Source organism: Streptomyces corchorusii (genome assembly GCF_001514055.1).
Lineage (GTDB): Bacteria > Actinomycetota > Actinomycetes > Streptomycetales > Streptomycetaceae > Streptomyces > Streptomyces olivaceoviridis.
Window position 1 is genome coordinate 39,780 of record NZ_KQ948351.1, and the last position, 17,111, is coordinate 56,890.

A 17,111-nucleotide genomic window follows, 5' to 3' on the forward strand; every position below is an offset into this window, starting at 1 on the left:
GTGCAACGAGCCACCCCCCGCACGGGGTACTGGGGCACACCCGCCTCCACCGGGCCGCCGTCGTGGGCGTGCCCGCGCTGGTGATGCTCGCGCTCGGGCTGTGGGGCCTGGACCGGGGCGGCATGTGGCGCGACGAGGCCGTCAGCTTCCAGGTCGGACGCCGTACGGTGCCGCGGATCTGGCTCCTGCTGCACGACGTGGACGCGGTGCACGGCCTGTACTACCTGCTGCTGCGGCCCGTCCTCGCCGTCCATCCCGGGGAGGTCGCCCTCCGGCTGCCGTCGGTGTGCGCGGCGACCGTCACGGCGGGCCTGGTCGCCGCCCTCGGCGCCCGGCTGGCCCGGCCGCGGGTCGGTCTGTGGGCCGGGCTGCTCTACGCCGTCGCGCCGATGGCCGGCCACTACGCGCAGGAGGGCCGCTCGTACGCCCTGGTCGCGGCCGGCGCCACCGCGGCGACCCTGCTGTTCGTCCGGGCCGTGCGGGACGGGACGTGGTGGCCGTACGGCGCGGTCCTCTCACTCACCTGCTGGCTCCACGAGTTCGCGGTGCTGCTGCTCCCCGCGCACGCGGTGTCGCTGGCGCTGGCCCGGGCCGGGGCGCGGGTGTGGCGGGGGTGGGGGAGCGCGGCGGCGGCGGTCGTGGCCGCGCTGGTGCCGATGGTGGTGGTCTCGCGGGGACAGTCGGCGCAGCTGGCCTGGTTGCGCACGCCTACGGCGGACACAGCGGAAAGGTTGCTGCGCAGGTTCCTGGGGCCGACGGACGAGGTGTTCTGGGTGTGTCTCGCGCTGGCCGTGGTGGGGCTGGTCGGGTTGGTGGGGCGGCGGGGTGAACCGACGTGTGCGGGGGTGGCGTTGCCGCTGGTGGTGGTGCCGCCGGTGGTGCTGATGCTGGCGTCCCAGTTCTCGCCGCTGTACGTCGACCGGTACGTGCTCTACGCGCTGTCGGGGGCGCCGTTGCTCGTGGCGTCGGGGGCCGAGCGGGTGGCCGGGGCGGTCGGACGGCGCCCGCTCCCGCGGTCCCCCTCCGTCCCCCTCGCCGGCGTCCTCGCCATCGCCCTCTCCCTCCTCCACCAGTTCCCCCTCCTCCAGGAGGACCGCGATCCCCGGAGCCGGCCGGATGATCTCGGTGCCGTCTCCCGCGCGGTCGCGCGCAAGGTGGAGCCCGGCGATCCCGTGCTCTTCCTGCCGGCGTCGACGCGGAACGTGGCGCTCACGTACCCGGGGGCGTTCCGGGGGACGCGGGACGTGGCGCTGATGGCGGGGGCGGCCGGGTCCGGGACGTTGTACGGGCGGGAGGCCGGTCCGGCGGAGGTGCGGCGCAGACTGGCGCGGGTGGACCGGGTGTGGGTCGTCGCGGACCGCAAGCTGCTCGCCGGCCGCGGGTCCCCGGGCGGTCCCGTCGAGCGGGCGAAGGCCGATGTGCTGGGGCGGGAGTTCCTCGGCCAGGACGAGGCCGTGCGCGGTGGGCTGACCGTACGGCTGTACGTCCGCCCGGTCAGCCCGCTGCTCGCGCCTCAGCCTCCGCCGCCGCGTCCAGGGCCGTCGTGAGCCGCTCCAGGCGGGCGTGCAGGTCGACGACCTCCGCCAGGTCGAGGCCGGTCGACGACATGATCCGCCGGGGCACCTCCAGGGCCCGCTCGCGCAGGGCCGTGCCCTCCTCGGTGAGGTGGACCCGGACCGAGCGCTCGTCCTGCGCGCTGCGCTCGCGCCGCACCAGACCGGCCCCCTCCAGCCGCTTGACGAGCGGGGACAGCGTGCCGGAGTCGAGCCTCAGCCGTTCGCCGAGCTTCTTGACCGGCAGGTCGCCCTCTTCCCACAGGACCAGCATCACCAGGTACTGGGGGTAGGTCAGCCCGAGGTCCTTGAGGATCACGCGGTAGACGCTGTTGAAGGCGCGTGACGCCGCGTGCAGCGAGAAGCAGATCTGGCGGTCCAGTCGCAGCCACTCCGTGTCGGTCATGGGTCCATGGTAGCTCTTGCGGCCGATTTAGTTGTGCACAACTTAGTTGTGTGCTCTACTTGTGCTCGCAACGAACCGAACACCCGAGAGGGATGGTCTTCATGGACGCGCTCTACACCGCTGTCGCCACCGCCACCCACGGCCGCGAGGGCCGCGCCGTCTCCTCCGACGGCAAGATCGACCTCGCCCTGGCCATGCCGGTGGAGCTGGGCGGCAACGGCCAGGGCACCAACCCGGAGCAGCTCTTCGCCGCCGGGTACGCCGCCTGCTTCGGCAGCGCCCTCGGTCTCGTCGGGCGCCAGGCGAAGGTCGACGTCAGCGACGCGGCCGTGACCGCCGAGGTCGGCATCGGCAAGGAGGGCGAGAGCTTCGGGCTGAAGGTGACCCTGCGCGTCGAGCTGCCCGACACCGTGGACGAGGAGACCGGCCGCAAGCTGGTCGAGGGCGCCCACCAGGTCTGCCCCTACTCCAAGGCCACCCGCGGCAACATCGAGGTCGACCTCGTCATCGAGTAGGCACCACGCACGCCCGAGGGGGCCGGCCCGGTCGGGGCCGGCCCCCTCGGTGTTCCCGCTAGGCCGACGTCAGCGCGTCCGGGGAGGCCGCCTGGCCCGGGATCCGGGGCGCCGGAGCGGGCATCGGCTCGCCCAGCAGCAGGGTCCGCACCACCCGTTCGGCGGCCCGCCCGTCCTCGTAGGCGCAGAACCGGGCCCGGAAGTCCGCGCGCAGCCGCGCCGACTCCTCGTCCCGCCACCCGCCCGAGGCGAACAGCCGGGCCAGCTCCCGGTAGGAGTGCGTGACACGGCCGGGCGGCTCGGCGGTGATGTCGAGGTACGTGCCCCGGCTCGCCGTGAACGCGGCCCAGTCGTCGGCGTGCACCACGATCGGCCGGTCCAGGTTGGCGTAGTCGAACATCACGGACGAGTAGTCGGTGACCAGCGCGTCCGCCGCCAGCAGCACGTCGGACAGCCGTGGTTCGTCGGTCGCGTCGACCACGACCCCGCGCCGGGCCAGCTCCGCGAGGCCCATGCCGCGCGCGGGACCGTTCGCCAGCGACGGGTGCAGCCGGACCACCAGGGTGTGCCCCTCGCCCAGGTCGGCCGCGAACCGGGCCAGGTCGAACCGCTCCACGTACCCGCCGCGTCGGTAGTCCCGCCGGGTCGGCGCGTACAGCACGACCGTGTGGTCCGCCGGGATGCCGTGCCGCTCCCGGAAGTCGCTGTGACCGCCGTTGACCAGCACGTCGTTGCGCGGGCTGCCGGTGCGCACCGAGGTGAAGTGGCAGGGGTAGGCCCGCTCCCAGACCAGCTCGGAGTGGCGGTTGGCGACCAGGCTGTAGTCCCAGCGGTCGGCCCGGCGCAGCATCTGCGGCACGTCGAAGCCCAGCCGGGCGCCCGGTTTGTCCAGCAGGTCGGCGCCCAGGTACTTCAGCGGGGTGCCCTGATGGGTGTGGATGTGCACGCTGCCGGGGCGCTTGGCGAGGCTGCCGGGCCAGTTGACGTCGTTGACGAAGAACTTCGCGCGCGCGGTCACCTCCAGGTAGCGCCGGGAGCCGACGATCACGTGCTCGACGCCGGGCGGCAGCCGCGCGGCGGTCTCCGCGTCCCGCACCACCCATACGCCGCGCAGCCCCGGGGCGATCTCCCGGGCGGCGGCGTGGACGGCCGCCGGGTCGCCCAGCAGGCCCCGGTGCGAGGACGCCGAGTAGACCACGAGGTCCTCGTCGAGCGGCCGGCGGGCGTGCAGGGCCGTCCAGCCGGTGCGGGCCCGCTCGGCGGCGGCCCGGCGCGCCCGGTCCGCCCGCCGGGCCGCCTCCCGCCCGGCCCGCGCCGCCTGCCGCTTGACCCGGTACCCGGCCCAGGAACCGGTCAGCACGCGGACCTCGCCGGCCGGCCTCGCGCCCTCCGGCCGGTGCCGGCGGAACATCTCCGCCGTCCGGCGGAAGAACTCGGCCCTGTCGGCGGGCGGCAGCCGGTCCGGCTTGGCCAGGATGTCCAGGCAGTGCTCGCCCATCTTGCGGTGCAGGTAGGGCCGCCAGGCCGCCAGCTCCGGCCGCTCGGCCACGAAGGCGAAGACCCGCTCGTACTGGTCGTGGATGTCGAAGTGCTTGCGGCTGGTGGTGGACAGGATGTTGCCCTGCCGGCGCTGCCGGTAGTTCAGGCAGATCCGGTCCAGGGCGGCGATCCGGCGGGCGCTGAGCATGACCGGGAAGGTCCAGGGGGTGTCCTCGTAGTAGCCCGGCGGGAACGCGAAGCCGTTCTCCGCGACGAACTCGCGCCGGTAGACCTTGTTCCAGACCACCATCAGCAGGTCGAGGATCTGCGGGTACTCCGAGGCGGCGAACGTGCCGGGGGCCTGGGCCAGGACGTGGGCGAGGACGTTGCGCCGGGTGCCGCCCCACCAGTAGGTGCGCGCGTAGTCGAAGACGAGCACGTCCGGGTCCTCGGCCTCGGTGAGCCGGTCGGCGACGGCCCGCAGCGCGCCCGGGGTGAGGGTGTCGTCGCTGTCCAGGAAGAAGAGGTAGTCGCCGGTGGCGTGCGGCATGCCCGCGTTGCGGGCCCGGCCGAGGCCCACGTTCTCCGGCAGGTGCAGCACCCGCACGCGCGGGTCGCGCTCGGCGTACTCGTCCAGGATCGCGCCGCAGCCGTCCGGGGAGCAGTCGTCCACGGCGATCAGCTCGAAGTCGCCGAAGGACTGGCCTAGCACCGAGTCCAGGCACTCGCGCAGGAATCCCTGCACCTTGAAACAGGGCACGATCACACTGAAGCGGGGCACGGCGGGTCAGCTCCTCACGAGGGTCGCGGCGGCGGGGGCGGGGATGCGTTCCGCGAGCGGGATCACGGCCGGGACCGCCTCCGGCGGCTCGCCGAGCAGCACCCGCCTCACGACCCGCTCGGCGGCCCGCCCGTCGTCGAACTGGCAGAACCGCTGCCGGAACGCCGCCCGCAGCGCCCTGGCCTCCGGACCCGCGTACGAGCCGTCGCGGAAGACGGCGGCCAGTTCCCCGGGGGTCCGGGCGACCAGTCCGGGCGGCTCGGCCGGCAGGTCGAAGTAGACGCCCCGGGTCTCCCGGTAGACCTCCCAGTCGTCGGCGTACACGACGATCGGCCGGTCCAGGTTGGCGTAGTCGAACATGATGGACGAGTAGTCGGTGACCAGCGCGTCCGCGGCCAGGCACACCTCCTCGGAGGAGCGGTGGGCGGTGACGTCGATGACCCGGCCGGAGCCCCGGACACCGCCCCGGTCGTAGAAGTAGTGGGCGCGCAGCAGCACGACGACGTCCTCGCCGGCCGCCGCGCAGAACGCCTCCAGGTCCAGGCCGGGCTCGAAGCCGGTGTGGTGGTCGCGGTGGGTCGGCGCGTACAGCACGGCCGTCCGGCCCTCCGGGACGCCCAGCTCCCGCCGGATCCGGGCCACGTCCCGCGCGGTCGCCGTGTAGTAGACGTCGTTGCGCGGATAGCCGTACTCCAGGTGCTCGTAGGAGCCGGGGAAGGCGCGCTCCCACATCTGGGTGGAGTGGCGGTTGGACGACAGGTTGAAGTCCCAGCGGTCGACCCGGCCGAGCAGCTTGGTGAAGCTGCCGGACTGCGCGGCCACCACCGGGTACGTCGACTGGTCCACGCCCATCGTCTTCAGCGGGGTGCCGTGCTGGGTCTGCACGTGCACACTGCCCGGCCGTTTGACGACGCCCTCGGCGAAGTTGGCGTTGTTGACCAGGTACGTGGCGCGGGCCAGCACCTCCCAGTAGCGGCGCGAGCCGATCACCGCGTACTCCACGCCCTGCGGCACGGCGTGCTCCCGGCCGGCCTCGACCAGGAACACCGAGCGGATGTGCGGGGCGAGTTCCCGGGCCTTGGCGTGGATCGCGGCCGGGTTGCAGGCGTAGCCGCGGCCCCAGTAGGCGCAGTACACCGCGAGGTTCGGGTCCAGCGGGCGGCGCAGGTCGCGGGCGTAGCGCAGCCGGGTGCGCACGCCGTGCGGGCGGGGCAGCCGGCCGGTGGCGCCGCCGGCGGCCCGGTTGGCGCCGCGCAGGGCACGGAACGCGGTGTACGCGCCCGCCGCCAGCAGCCGGTGCTGCACGCCCAGGCTGCCGCCCGGCACCCGGTGGCCGGCCGGCCGGTGCCGCCGGTAGAGGCGGGCCGCGCGGCGGAAGAACGCCCGGCGTCCGGTGAGCAGCCGCTCCGGGCGGGACGCCGTCTTCAGCACCACGGCGAACAGCTGGTCGAACAGCGGCCCGGTCCGCTCGGCCGGCAGGGCGCGCTCGGCCGCCCGCGTCAGCACCCGCTCCACCTGGTCCAGCAGGGTGTGCTGGTGCGGTCCGGGCAGATTGAGCCGGCTGCCCTGGCGGCGCAGCCGGTGCCGTACGACGGTCCGGCGCAGCACCGCGATCCGCTCGGCGGCGGCCGTCACCAGCCCGCCCCAGCCGAGGTCGGTGAAGTGGCCCTCGGGGAAGGTGAGTTCCCGCTCGGTGAGGAAGGCGCGGCGGTAGACGGCGCTCCACGCGGGCAACGGGACGCCGGTCAGCGCGGGCCGGTCGGCGGGGGCGAAGGCGCCCTTCGGGGCCCCGGCGAGCAGCGGCGCGGCCGGGTTCGTCGGCTCGCCCTCCCACCAGGGGACGCGCTCGTGCTCGGTGTACAGCACGTCCACGCCGGCCGTCTCGGACAGCCGGGCGTCCAGCGCCGCGAGCGCGCCCGGCAGCAGCAGGTCGTCGCCGTCCAGGAACAGCAGGTACGTGCCGGTCGCCGCCCGGATCCCGGCGTTGCGCGCCCCGCTCAGCCCGGCGGACGGCGGCGAGTGCACGGGGGTCACCCGGGAGTCCCGCTCGGCGTACCCGGCGGCGACCTCGGCGGCCGGGGCGTCGGGGGCGTCGCAGACCGGGATCAGTTGCAGGTCGCCGAAGGACTGGCCGAGGACCGAGTCCAGCGCCTGGGACAGCCGGCCGGTGACCCCGTGGGACGGGACGATGATGCTGAAGCGGGGCATTCTGTTCTTTCTGTCGTCTTGCGGACGCGGCCGGGCCGTCCCGCCGGACGCCAGGTGGACGGCCGGCTCGGGGTGGGCCGCGTCGAGCCGAGGGGCATGGGAACTCCCGGTATGACCAACGCCGTTCAGCGGCTCTCGGTGACGGGGACGGGGCCGGAAGGTTGCGGCACGGTGGCCAGCGGGGAGCGCGCGCAGGACGACGGGGCCGGGGTGCGGTCCGCCAGGGGCACCGCCGGCGGCGGCTCGGTCTCGCCCAGGACCACCCGCCGCACCACCCGCTCGGCGGCGCGCCCGTCGTCCCACGGGCAGAACCGCTCCCGGAACGCCGCCCGCAACTGAGCCGAGCGCGAGCCGCGCCAGTGCCCGGAGGCGAAGATGTCGATCAGCTCGTCCTCGCTGCGGGCCACCGCGCCCGGCGGGAACCGGCGCAGATCGAAGTAGGCGCCACGGCACGCCTCGTACGCCGCCCAGTCCTCGGTGTGCACCACGATCGGCCGGTCCAGGCCCGCGTAGTCGAACAGGACCGGCGCGTAGTCGGTGAGCAGCGCGTCCGAGGCGAGGCACGGCTCCGCCAGGTCCGGATGGCCGCTGACGTCGATGATCCGGGTGCCCCGGACCGGGACGTGGGTGCGGGCCAGGACCACGAAGCGCGGGCCGAGGCGGCGCAGGATCCGTTCCAGGTCGAGCAGCGGACGCTGGGTGCGCCGGTGGTCGCGGTGCGCGGGCGCGTACAGGACGGCGACCGCGCCCTCCGGGACGCCCAGCTTCTGCCGGATCCGGGCCACGTCCGCCGCGGTCGCCCGCTGGAGGGCGTCGTTGCGGGGCAGCCCGTACTCCAGCGTGGTGTAGCCGCCTGGCAGGACCCGCTCCCAGGTCAGGGTGGCGTGCCGGTTGCCGGACAGGACGTAGTCCCACTGGTCGACGTCCCGCAGCAGCTCCGCGAAGTCCAGGTCACGGGCCGCCGCCGGGCGCTCCAGCAGGTCCAGGCCCGCGTGCCCGAGCGGGGTGCCCTCCAGGGCCCGCACGACGACCTGCCCGGGCCGCTTGCGCAGCCGCCGCTCGAAGCGGGCGTCGCTGACCAGGTAGCGGGAGCGGGCCAGCGCCGTCCAGTAGGCGGCCGTGCCGGGCGTCAGCCGGCGCGGGCCCGGCGGCACCGCGCCCCCGGGCGTGGCGACCCACGCCGTGCGCAGCCGCGGGGCGTGTGCCCGGAACGCCTCCTCCAGCGCGGCCGGGTCGCCGTACCCCTCCCGGGCGGCGAACACCGCCCGGTCGGACCGCAGCGGCAGCCGCAGCTGGATGCCGTAGTGCAGCCGCAACGCGCCGGTGCGCAGGGCGCGGGCGAGCCTCAGCGCCGACCTCAGCCCGCGCCGGCGGACGGCCGCGGCCAGCCGCAGCGCCCGGAACGTGCGGTGCAGCCCGAAGCGGATCAGGCCGTGCCGCAGCCGCGGGCGCGCTCCCGGCACGCGGTGGCGGCGGTAGTGGGCGCGGGCCCGGCGCAGGAACTCGCCGTGGCTGCCGCGCGGCAGCCGGCCCGGCCTGGTGAACACCACGGCGTAGTGGTCGAGCATCCGGCGGAACAACTCCGGGCGCCAGCGGGCCAGTTCGGGCCGCTCCTCGACGTACGCGAACACCCGGTCGTACTGCTCGAACAGGTCGAAGTGGCTGCGGCTGGTGGTGCCGAGGATGCTGCCCCGCCGGCGCTGCCGGTAGTGCACGCACACCCGGTCCAGTGTGGCGAGCGACTCGGCCGTCAGCAGCACCGGGAAGGTCCAGGGGGTGTCCTCGTAGTAGCCCGGCGGGAACGTGAAGCCGTGCCGGGCGACGAAATCCCGCCGGTACGCCTTGTTCCAGGCCACCATCAGCACCCGCAGCAGCCCCGGCCGGTCCTCCAGCCGGAACGGCGCCGGGCCCTGCTCGGTGAGCTGGGCGGCGAGCTGGTTGCGGACCTGGCGGCCGTCCCAATAGGTGCGCGCGTAGTCGAAGACCAGGACGTCCGGGTCGCCGGTCTCCTTCAGCCGGTCGGCCACCGCCCGCAGCGCGCCCGGGGTGAGCGTGTCGTCGCCGTCCAGGAAGACCAGGTAGTCGCCGGTCGCCTCGGCGAGCCCCGCGTTCCGGGCCCGGCCCAGCCCCTGGTTCGCGTCCAGGTGGACGGGCTTCACGCGCGCGTCCCGGGCCGCGTACTCGTCGATGACCGCGCCGCACGCGTCGGGTGAGCAGTCGTCCACGGCGATCAGTTCCAGATCGGGATACGACTGCGAGAGCACCGAGTCCAGGCACTCGGGGAGATACGCCTGGACCTTGTACGCGGGGACAATGACACTGAACCTGGGCAAGGGACATCCATGGGTCGGTCGGCGCGGGCGTTCTGCCCGGGAACGGCCGATGGAGTGACTTGGTTACGGCCCCTGCGGCATTCGGGCTACACCGGGTGCACATGAAGGGGCGGACCGCCGACGGCCCGCCCCTTCACGACTGCGCCTGGCCCGCGGCTACTTGACCGCGCCCGCCATCACCCCGGACACGAACTGCCGCTGGAACGCGAAGAACACGGCCAGCGGGATCACCATGGAGATGAACGCACCGGGCGCCAGCACGTCGATGTTGTTGCCGAACTGCCGTACCTGCGTCTGCAACGCCACCGTGATCGGCTGGGTACCCGACTTGGTGAACACCAGCGCCACCAGCATGTCGTTCCACACCCACAGGAACTGGAAGATGCCGAGGCTCGCGATGGCCGGCCCGCCGAGCGGCATCACCACCCGGGCGAACAGCCGGAGTTCACCGGCGCCGTCCAGCCGGGCCGCCTCCAGCAGCTCGCGCGGGATCTCCGCGAAGAAGTTCCGCAGCAGGAACACCGCGAAGGGCAGACCGAAGCCGGTGTGGAACAGGATCACCCCGAGGATCGTCCCGAACAGCCCGATCCTGCCGAACAGTTCGGCGATCGGGATGAGCGCCACCTGCACGGGCACCACCAGCAGGCTCACCACGCCCAGGAACCACCAGTCCCGGCCCGGGAACTCCATCCACGCGAACGCGTACCCGGCCAGCGCCCCGACCACCACGACCAGGACGGTCGCCGGAACCGTGATCAGCACCGTGTTCACCAGGGAGTGGGTGATGTCGGAGTTCTCCAGCAGCTTCTGGTAGCTGTCCACGGTGAGCTGGGACGGCTCGGTGAACACCGTCCACCAGCCGCTCGCGCTCATGTCCTGCGGGGTGCGCAGCGAGGAGATGAGCAGGCCGATGGTCGGCACCAGCCAGAACAGGCCCACCACGATCAGGACCGCACGGACCAGTCCGCCGCTCAGCCGCTCCGTGATCCGGGACGCCACCGACTGCCCGGCCTTCACCGTCCCGGCCGGGTCGGCCTTCCCGATGCTTCCGGCGGTCGCCGTCATCGCCGCACCTCCCGCCTGAGCCGACGAACGTTGAACAGCATCACCGGAATCACCAGCAGCAGCAGGAACACCGAGATCGCGCTCGCGACGCCCGGCTGGCCCTCCGCGAACCCCTTGCGGTACAGCTCCAGCGCCAGCACGTTCGCGTCGTCCTGGGAGGAGCCCGGCGCGATGATGAACACCAGGTCGAACACCTTCAGCACGTTGATCATCAGCGTGACGACGACGACCGCCAGCACCGGCGCCAGCAAGGGCACGGTGACCTTGCGGAACACCTGCCACTCGGTGGCGCCGTCCACCCGTGCCGCCTCCAGCAGCTCCCGGGGGACGCCCGCGAGCCCGGCCGCGATCAGCACCATCGCGAAGCCCGCCCACATCCACACGTAGGACCCGATGATCGCCGGGGTGACCAGGGCCGGGCCGAGCCAGTCGACACCGTTGTACGGCTCCCTGAAGTTGCTCGCCGGCAGCCGGAGCCGGGCTCCGTCGGCCGCCGCGGGCAGGGTGAAGGTGCCGTCGCCGGACGCCTTCGCCGAGGCGACCACCTCGCCGTCCTTCACCGCCTCGATCCGCATCCCGGCATAGCCCACCTCGGACGGATCGGGCGCGCCGAGCTTCCCGACGCCCTTGCCCCGGGTGAAGTCCTGCCAGGTGGTGCCGGTGACCTTCCCCGGCTCCGGCCGTGCGGCGGCGGCCCTCTCCGCGTCGTCCGGCAACTGGTCCGGGGCGACGCCGACGAGCGGCAGGGCGACCGGCTGCCCGGCGTGCACCGCGGCCCTGGTGATGAAGCCCCCGCCCTGGGCCACGAGCGGCGACCGGCGGCCCGGGTGGGCCTTCGGGAACGCCGACGACTGCGCGAACGTGTCGTGCACGCCCACCCACACCGCGTTCGCCACGCCCTTGTCCGGCTCCTGGTCGTACACCAGCCGGAAGATGATCCCGGCGGCCAGCATCGAGATCGCCATCGGCATGAAGACGACCAGCTTGAACGCCGTTCCCCAGCGCACCCGTTCGGTCAGCACCGCGAAGACCAGGCCGAGGGCGGTGCAGACCGTCGGCGCGAACACCACCCACAGGACGTTGTTCTTCAGCGCGGTGCGGATGCCGTCGTCGGTGAAGAGGGTCGTGTAGTTGTCGAAGCCGGCGAAGCCGTCGCCGGAGGCGTTGTAGAAACTGCGGACGAGCGAGTACCCGATCGGGTAGACCACGAGCGCGCCCAGCAGCACCAGCGCGGGCAGCAGGAACAGCACCGCCACGGTCCTGCGGGTGCCGGTCACGCTCTTGCGACTGCGGGGCGCGGCGGGACCCGGTGGGGCCCCGGCCGCCGCTGCCGACGCCATGACCGGATCAGCCCCCGTTCCCGTACGCCGCCGCCGCGTCCTTCTCCAGCTTCGCCTGGGCGCCCGCCACGTCCCCGGGGTTCTTCAGGAAGTCCTGGAGGTCCTTCCACTCGCCCTTGCCGGGCGTCCCGCCGAAGGCCTGCGGGGCCTGGTCGGACATGTCGAAGCGGAAGTCGTCGCCGGACGCGATCAGCGCCTTGGCGATCTTCTGCTGCACCGCGTTCGGGTACGCAGAGATCGGCACGTTCCTGTTCGGCGAGAGGTACCCGCCGAGCTTCGCCTGGATCGTGGCCGCGTCCGGGGAGGCGAGGAAGGTGACGAGGGCCTGTGCCGCCTTGGAGTCCTTCAGGATCACCGCCGCGTCACCGCCGGAGACCACCGGCGCGTTCGCGCCGACCGCGGGGAACGGGAACACCTTCGCGTCCGTGCCCACCTTCGCCTTGGTCTCGCCGATGTTCACCTGCACGAAGTCGCCCTCGTAGACCATCGCGGACTTCGGCTGGTCGCCGCCGGCGAAGGTCTGGGTGACCGACTGCGGGAACTCCGTCTGGAGCGCGCCCTTCTGGCCGCCCGCGAGATAGTCCTTCTTGCCCCAGATCTCGGCGAGCGTGGTCAGTGCCCGCTTCACCGACGGATCGGTCCACTTGATCTTGTGCTGGGCGAGCTGGTCGTACTTCTCCGGCCCCGCCTGCGACAGGTACACGTTCTCGAACCAGTCGGTCAGCGGCCAGCCGTCCGCGCCGGCCACCGAGAACGGGGTGACACCCGAGTCGTACACGGCGCGCGTGGCGGTCAGCAGGTCCTTCCAGGTCTTCGGCTCCTGGGCGCCCGCGTTCTCGAAGACCTTGGCGTTGTACCAGATCAGCGACTTGTTGGCGGCCTTGTAGTAGACGCCGTACTGCTTGCCGCCGACCTTGCCGATGTCCTGCCAGCCCTGCGAGTAGTTCTTCGCCAGCTCCTGCCGGGCCTCGGCCCCGAGCGGCTTGGCCCAGCCCTTGTCGACGGCCTGCTTGATCGCGCCGGGCTGCGGCAGCAGCGCCACGTCCGGCGGCTGGCCGCCCGCGATCTTCGAACCGAGGAAGTTGATGATGGGGTCCTGCGCGGGCACGAAGGTGACCTGCGCGCCGGTCCGCTTCTCGAACTCGGCGAGGACCTTCTTGAAGTTGGCCTGCTCCCCGCCGGTCCAGACGGCGGCCACCTCCAGATGGGCGCCGTTCAGCTTCGGCAACGTGACGGTGGAGCCGGCGGTGGCCCCGCCGCTCTTGTCCCCGTTGTCCTTCTTGTCGTCGTCGCTGCCGGAGCAGGCGGAGAGCGCGAGCGCTCCCGTGAGCAGTGCGGCGAGTGTGGTGACGGCCCTGTGTGTCCGGAACGTGCTGCTCTTGCTGCGCATCACTTCCCCGTTCGTCGTTCTTTCGTTGAACGCTGTTGAACGTCAGAACTCTGTCCCGTCGGTCCGGTGTACGCCGGGCCGCGACGGGTGGGCAAGAGCACCGGTGGTGTCCACCGGCTCATCGTGACCGGCTCGTGACCAGGGGCGCATGCCCGTGGATTTCCGACGGCGCGGGGGGCGGGCGGGTACGCCGGGGAGGGGGCCGGGTTCCCCCGGAGGGGTGACGCGGTTGGGTCAGAGAAGGGAGGGCACCTCCGCCGCCGCGACCTCACGGGCCGCCCGCTCCACCGCGCTCGCCAGCAGCGCCAGGTCGGTCGGGCCGTTGCCCAGCTCCCGCACGGGCCGGCGGGCCGGCGGGTCGCCCATGCGCTCCCAGTCCAGCGGGACGACGGTGGGCCGCTGGGTCGCGGTCCGCGGGATACGGCCCGTCACCCGGCCGCCCTGGAAGCCGGTGGCCTGCCCGTCCGCGTGCAGCAGCGTGCCCCGGCCCGGCGCCGGCTGGTCCGGCCCCGGCTGCGGGGCGTCCAGCGTGACCCGCAGCGCGGCCCGGCGCGCCGGCTCGGACTCCGCCGTACGGCCGCCGGCCCCGGCCGCCGCCACCAGGTGGACGCCGAGCCGCTCGCCCTCCCGGGCCACCGCCTCCAGCGCGCGTATCACGGAACCGGCGGCGGGCCGGCCCGGCGAACCGAGCGCCGGGGAGACCAGTGCGTCCAGGTCGTCCACGACCACCACCAGCCGGGGCAACGGCGACACCGCCGCGGCCCGCTGCCGGGCGGCGGCACCCGGCCGCAGCCGGAGTGTGGAACTGGGGGGCGTCTCGATGTCACCGGAGGAGGGCGCGGCACCGGGGTGGGGCGTGCGCTGGGCGACCAGCCGGCCGGAGACCTCCTGCCCGGCGTGCCACTGGGCGAAGTCGGTCCGGCCCAGCAGCTCCGCCCGGCGCTTCAGCTCGGCGGCCAGCGACTGCGCGAACTCCCGCATGCGGACCGGGTCGTTGGCGATGAGGTGCGTGGTCACGTGCGGTATGTCCGTGCACACGCGCAGGCCCTCACCGCGGCCGGCGCCCATGCCGACCCCGTCCCGGCCGTCGAGCAGGACCATGGCCAGCCGGTCCGGCCGTTCGGCCGCGGCCAGCGAGGCGACCATGGCCCGCAGCAGCTCGGTACGGCCGCTGCCGGCCGGCCCCTCGATCAGCAGATGCGGCCCGTCGGCCACGAGATCGACGGTGACCGGTCCGCGCGGCCCCGCGCCCAGCACCGCGCGGGCCCGCCCGCCCAGCGAGCGCGTGTCGTCGGCCGCGTCGGCCCAGCGGGCCATCAGCGACGCCGGGGTGGCCCGGGCCAGCCCCAACTCGTCCAGCAGCCGGGCCGACTGGGGCAGTGGCGTGGCCACGCGCGCGTGGTGCTCGCCGGCGGGGCCGTCCGGGCGCAGCGGTGCGAGCGCCCGCGCGAACCGCTCGGCCCAGGCGGCGGAGACGGCGTCGACGGTGGCGGGCGAACCGGGGCCGACGGGACCGCCCGGGGCGACCCGGGTCAGCCGCAGCGTGGCGGCGACGTCTCCGCCGAGCAGCGCCACGGCACCGCAGTGCCGGAACGTCGGCGTCACCGCGCAGGCGGCCTCGTACGTCTCCGTCAGCGGGGCGGCGGGCGACGCGGTCGGGGTCTCGGCGAGGCACACCACGTGGACCCCGGCCCGCGGCCCGGCCACGGCCAGCCGCGCGAGCGCGTCCCGCAGTCCGGCGCCGCCCGGATCCCCGTCGACGACCACGACGGTGAACGGTCCGCCGAAGCCGCCCCCGGCACCGGGGGCTTCCCTGGCCCAGGAGGGGCGGCGGGCGGGCGGCTCGGTGGGCGAGGGGGCAGCGGCCGGGGCGGGCGTGCCGGGGCTGCCGGGGCGCACCGCGTGTCCAGGGCCGCCGTAGGTCCCCAAGGCCGCGTGGGTGGCGTCGTAGGTCCCGTGGGAGGCGTCCGGTCCGTGGGGGGCGTCGGTGCCGGCCGGGCCCGGGGCGGTCGGGGCGCCGGAGACCGCGGTCGGTGCGGTGGGCCCCTGGACGCCCGTCGCCCCCGCCGCGGGCGCCTCGTCGTGCGTGAGCGTGGGGTGGGCCGTCGTACGGCCCGTCGCCGCGTGGTCCTCCACCCGGCGCAGCAGTTCCTCCGCGCGGGCCGCCGCCTGTTCACGGTCGTAGGCCAGCAGCAGCCGGCAGTCCTGGCCGTGGCCCGGCCGGACGTGCGGGAGCCAGCCCAGCCAGGCCCACTCGGCGGTACGGTCCGCCACCGGCCGCGAGTGGTCCGCGCTGATCAGCACGATCTCCAGCAGGTCGGGGGAGTGCAGCGCGGCGAGCTGGGCCAGCACCGCGCGGGCCAGCCCGGACAGCCGGGGGCGCGGACCGGCCAGGCCCAGCGCGCCCGCCTCCCGCAGCGCGGCCGTCACCGGCACCGCCGGCAGCAGGCCCGTGCCGTCCGGCGTGCTCCGGTCGGCCGTGCCGAGCCGCACGGTCAGCGCCTCGGGGTGTCCCGGCCCGCGCTCCCACAGCCGGGGGCCGGGGCCGAGCGCGGTGAGCAGCAGGGCGGCCGGGTCCGGCCAGGTCTCCGGCTGCCGCGGGGCATCGGCCGCCGGGGCGCCGCCGGCGGGGGCGGCCGTGCCGCCGTACTCCTGCGGTCCGGCCGGCTGCTCCCCGCGCCCGCCGGCCAGCCGACGCGCCCAGGCCCCGAGCCCGCGCCGCCGGACACCGTGCGGGAGGTCGGTGCCCCGCAGCGGGGTCCCCTTGCGCCCGCGCGCCCGCGCGTCCTCGTCACCGGTCCCCGCGACACCGAACCGGCCCGCGTGCGTGTCCGCGCCGGACGCCGCGCCGGGCGCACCGGCAAAGCCGCCGTGCGGGCTCTCCACGCTCGGCGCGCCGGCCTGCCCCGGCACGACGGGCGACTGCCCGCGCCGGTGCTCCTGGGCGCCCGCGTCCCAGCCTGCGGAGCCGTCGTCGTAGGCGTGCCGGGCACCGCCGGAGGCCCCCCAGGCACCGGAGCGCCCGCTGCCGGAAGGCGCCACGCCGTGCGGATGCCCCGCGCCACCGGCACCGGCCTCACCCGCCCGGCCGGGCCCGCTCACACCGGGGGAAGGCGTCCGTGCGGGCGGCACGGCGGCACCGGCCTCCGGCGGACCCGCGTCCGACGGCCCCCGCTCCTCGCCCACGGCGACCCGCACGCACCCCTCGCCGTCGGCCACCGTCCGCACCCGCATCCCGGGTCCCCCGGACGGAGTCACCCGCAGGGCGGACTCGCCGATCCGCAGCAAGCCCCCGGCAGGGACCCGTACCGGCCGCTCGGTCACCCGTACGCCGTCGAGGGACGTGCCGTTCGTGGAGCCGAGGTCGGCGACCGAGACCCGGCCGTCCGCGCCGACGGTGACCACGCAGTGCAGCCGGGAGACGTCGGGGTCGTCCAGCGGGACGTCGGCGTCGGCGGAGCGGCCGACCGTGATCCGGCCGCCGTGCAGCAGATGGACCCCGCCCGCGTCGGGGCCGGCGACCACGTGCAGCTGGGTCGGCGCGTCGTCCAGCTCGGGGTGCGGCTCGGGTGCCGCCGGGGCGCCCAGGGACAGCACGGCGCCGTCGACCAGCGGGGGTTCGCCGAGCGTGCTGCGGCGCGGGTCGAGCCGCTCGGTGCCCGCGTACAGCACCACGGACGCGCCGCCGGTCTCCCGCCCCGTGCCGCCCTCTCCGGTGACCGCCCCGGCCAGCGCCGACGCGACCGCGGCCAGCTCCGTGCCCGCGGGAGCCGTGACCAGCACGTCGCGGCTCGCGGCGCGGCCCCGCTGCGGGGACGGGCCGAGCGGGTCTACGACGGTCAGCCGGATCTGCATCGGCGTCAGCGGTCCCTTCTGCGCGGATCTGCGCGGGCGCGGACTTCCCCCCACCCCCGCACGAGCACGTCGGCCAGCAGTCACTGAAGGCATCCCAGGGAGCTGCTGCACGCATCCTCGCACCTGCCACCGACAACGCGCCCGTGACCCGGGCAGAAGTGATCTTGATTGGTCGGCTCTGCCCCC

General features: G+C 74.8%; 10 protein-coding genes. 2 read left to right on the forward strand and 8 right to left on the reverse strand.

Annotated elements, in window-relative coordinates:
- Window positions 1–62 precede the first annotated feature (62 nt).
- The gene (locus AQJ11_RS00145) at window positions 63–1,547 is read left to right on the forward strand and encodes a glycosyltransferase family 39 protein (protein ID WP_059261418.1); all 1,485 of its coding nucleotides are present in this window, start codon (window positions 63–65) and stop codon (window positions 1,545–1,547) included.
- Here the strand turns inward: AQJ11_RS00145 and AQJ11_RS00150 are convergent.
- Entirely contained in the window at window positions 1,495–1,959 is a 465-nt protein-coding gene (locus AQJ11_RS00150; RefSeq protein ID WP_058080753.1) for a MarR family winged helix-turn-helix transcriptional regulator, read from the reverse strand. The genes AQJ11_RS00145 and AQJ11_RS00150 overlap by 53 nt on opposite strands.
- 101 nt (window positions 1,960–2,060) lie before the next feature.
- Between AQJ11_RS00150 and AQJ11_RS00155 the strand changes: the two genes are divergently transcribed.
- Window positions 2,061–2,474, forward strand: a complete 414-nt coding sequence (locus AQJ11_RS00155) for an organic hydroperoxide resistance protein (protein ID WP_041665938.1) — start codon at window positions 2,061–2,063, stop codon at window positions 2,472–2,474.
- 58 nt (window positions 2,475–2,532) lie between these two features.
- On the opposite strand, the gene AQJ11_RS00160 is transcribed toward AQJ11_RS00155, so the two are convergent.
- From AQJ11_RS00160 to AQJ11_RS00190, 7 genes are all read right to left on the reverse strand, one after another.
- Window positions 2,533–4,734: a bifunctional glycosyltransferase/CDP-glycerol:glycerophosphate glycerophosphotransferase gene (locus tag AQJ11_RS00160; protein ID WP_059261419.1), complete on the reverse strand. Its 2,202-nt coding sequence runs from the start codon at window positions 4,732–4,734 to the stop codon at window positions 2,533–2,535.
- Window positions 4,735–4,740: 6 nt separating this feature from the next.
- Entirely contained in the window at window positions 4,741–6,942 is a 2,202-nt protein-coding gene (locus AQJ11_RS00165; RefSeq protein ID WP_059261420.1) for a bifunctional glycosyltransferase/CDP-glycerol:glycerophosphate glycerophosphotransferase, read from the reverse strand.
- A gap of 125 nt (window positions 6,943–7,067) precedes the next feature.
- A complete protein-coding gene (locus AQJ11_RS00170) occupies window positions 7,068–9,275 on the reverse strand; it encodes a bifunctional glycosyltransferase/CDP-glycerol:glycerophosphate glycerophosphotransferase (protein WP_059261421.1) in 2,208 nt (735 codons plus the stop codon).
- A 156-nt stretch (window positions 9,276–9,431) separates the two neighbouring features.
- A complete protein-coding gene (locus AQJ11_RS00175; protein ID WP_014673049.1) occupies window positions 9,432–10,340 on the reverse strand; it encodes a carbohydrate ABC transporter permease in 909 nt (302 codons plus the stop codon).
- Window positions 10,337–11,617, reverse strand: coding sequence for a carbohydrate ABC transporter permease (locus tag AQJ11_RS00180; RefSeq protein WP_059261422.1), 1,281 nt, complete (start codon window positions 11,615–11,617; stop codon window positions 10,337–10,339). Before AQJ11_RS00180 ends, AQJ11_RS00175 begins: the two co-directional genes overlap by 4 nt.
- Before the next feature lie 70 nt (window positions 11,618–11,687).
- A complete protein-coding gene (locus AQJ11_RS00185; protein WP_059261423.1) occupies window positions 11,688–13,070 on the reverse strand; it encodes an ABC transporter substrate-binding protein in 1,383 nt (460 codons plus the stop codon).
- 234 nt (window positions 13,071–13,304) lie between these two features.
- Complete coding sequence (locus AQJ11_RS00190; RefSeq protein WP_059261424.1) at window positions 13,305–16,925, reverse strand: FtsK/SpoIIIE domain-containing protein; 3,621 nt, start codon at window positions 16,923–16,925, stop codon at window positions 13,305–13,307.
- Window positions 16,926–17,111 lie beyond the last annotated feature (186 nt).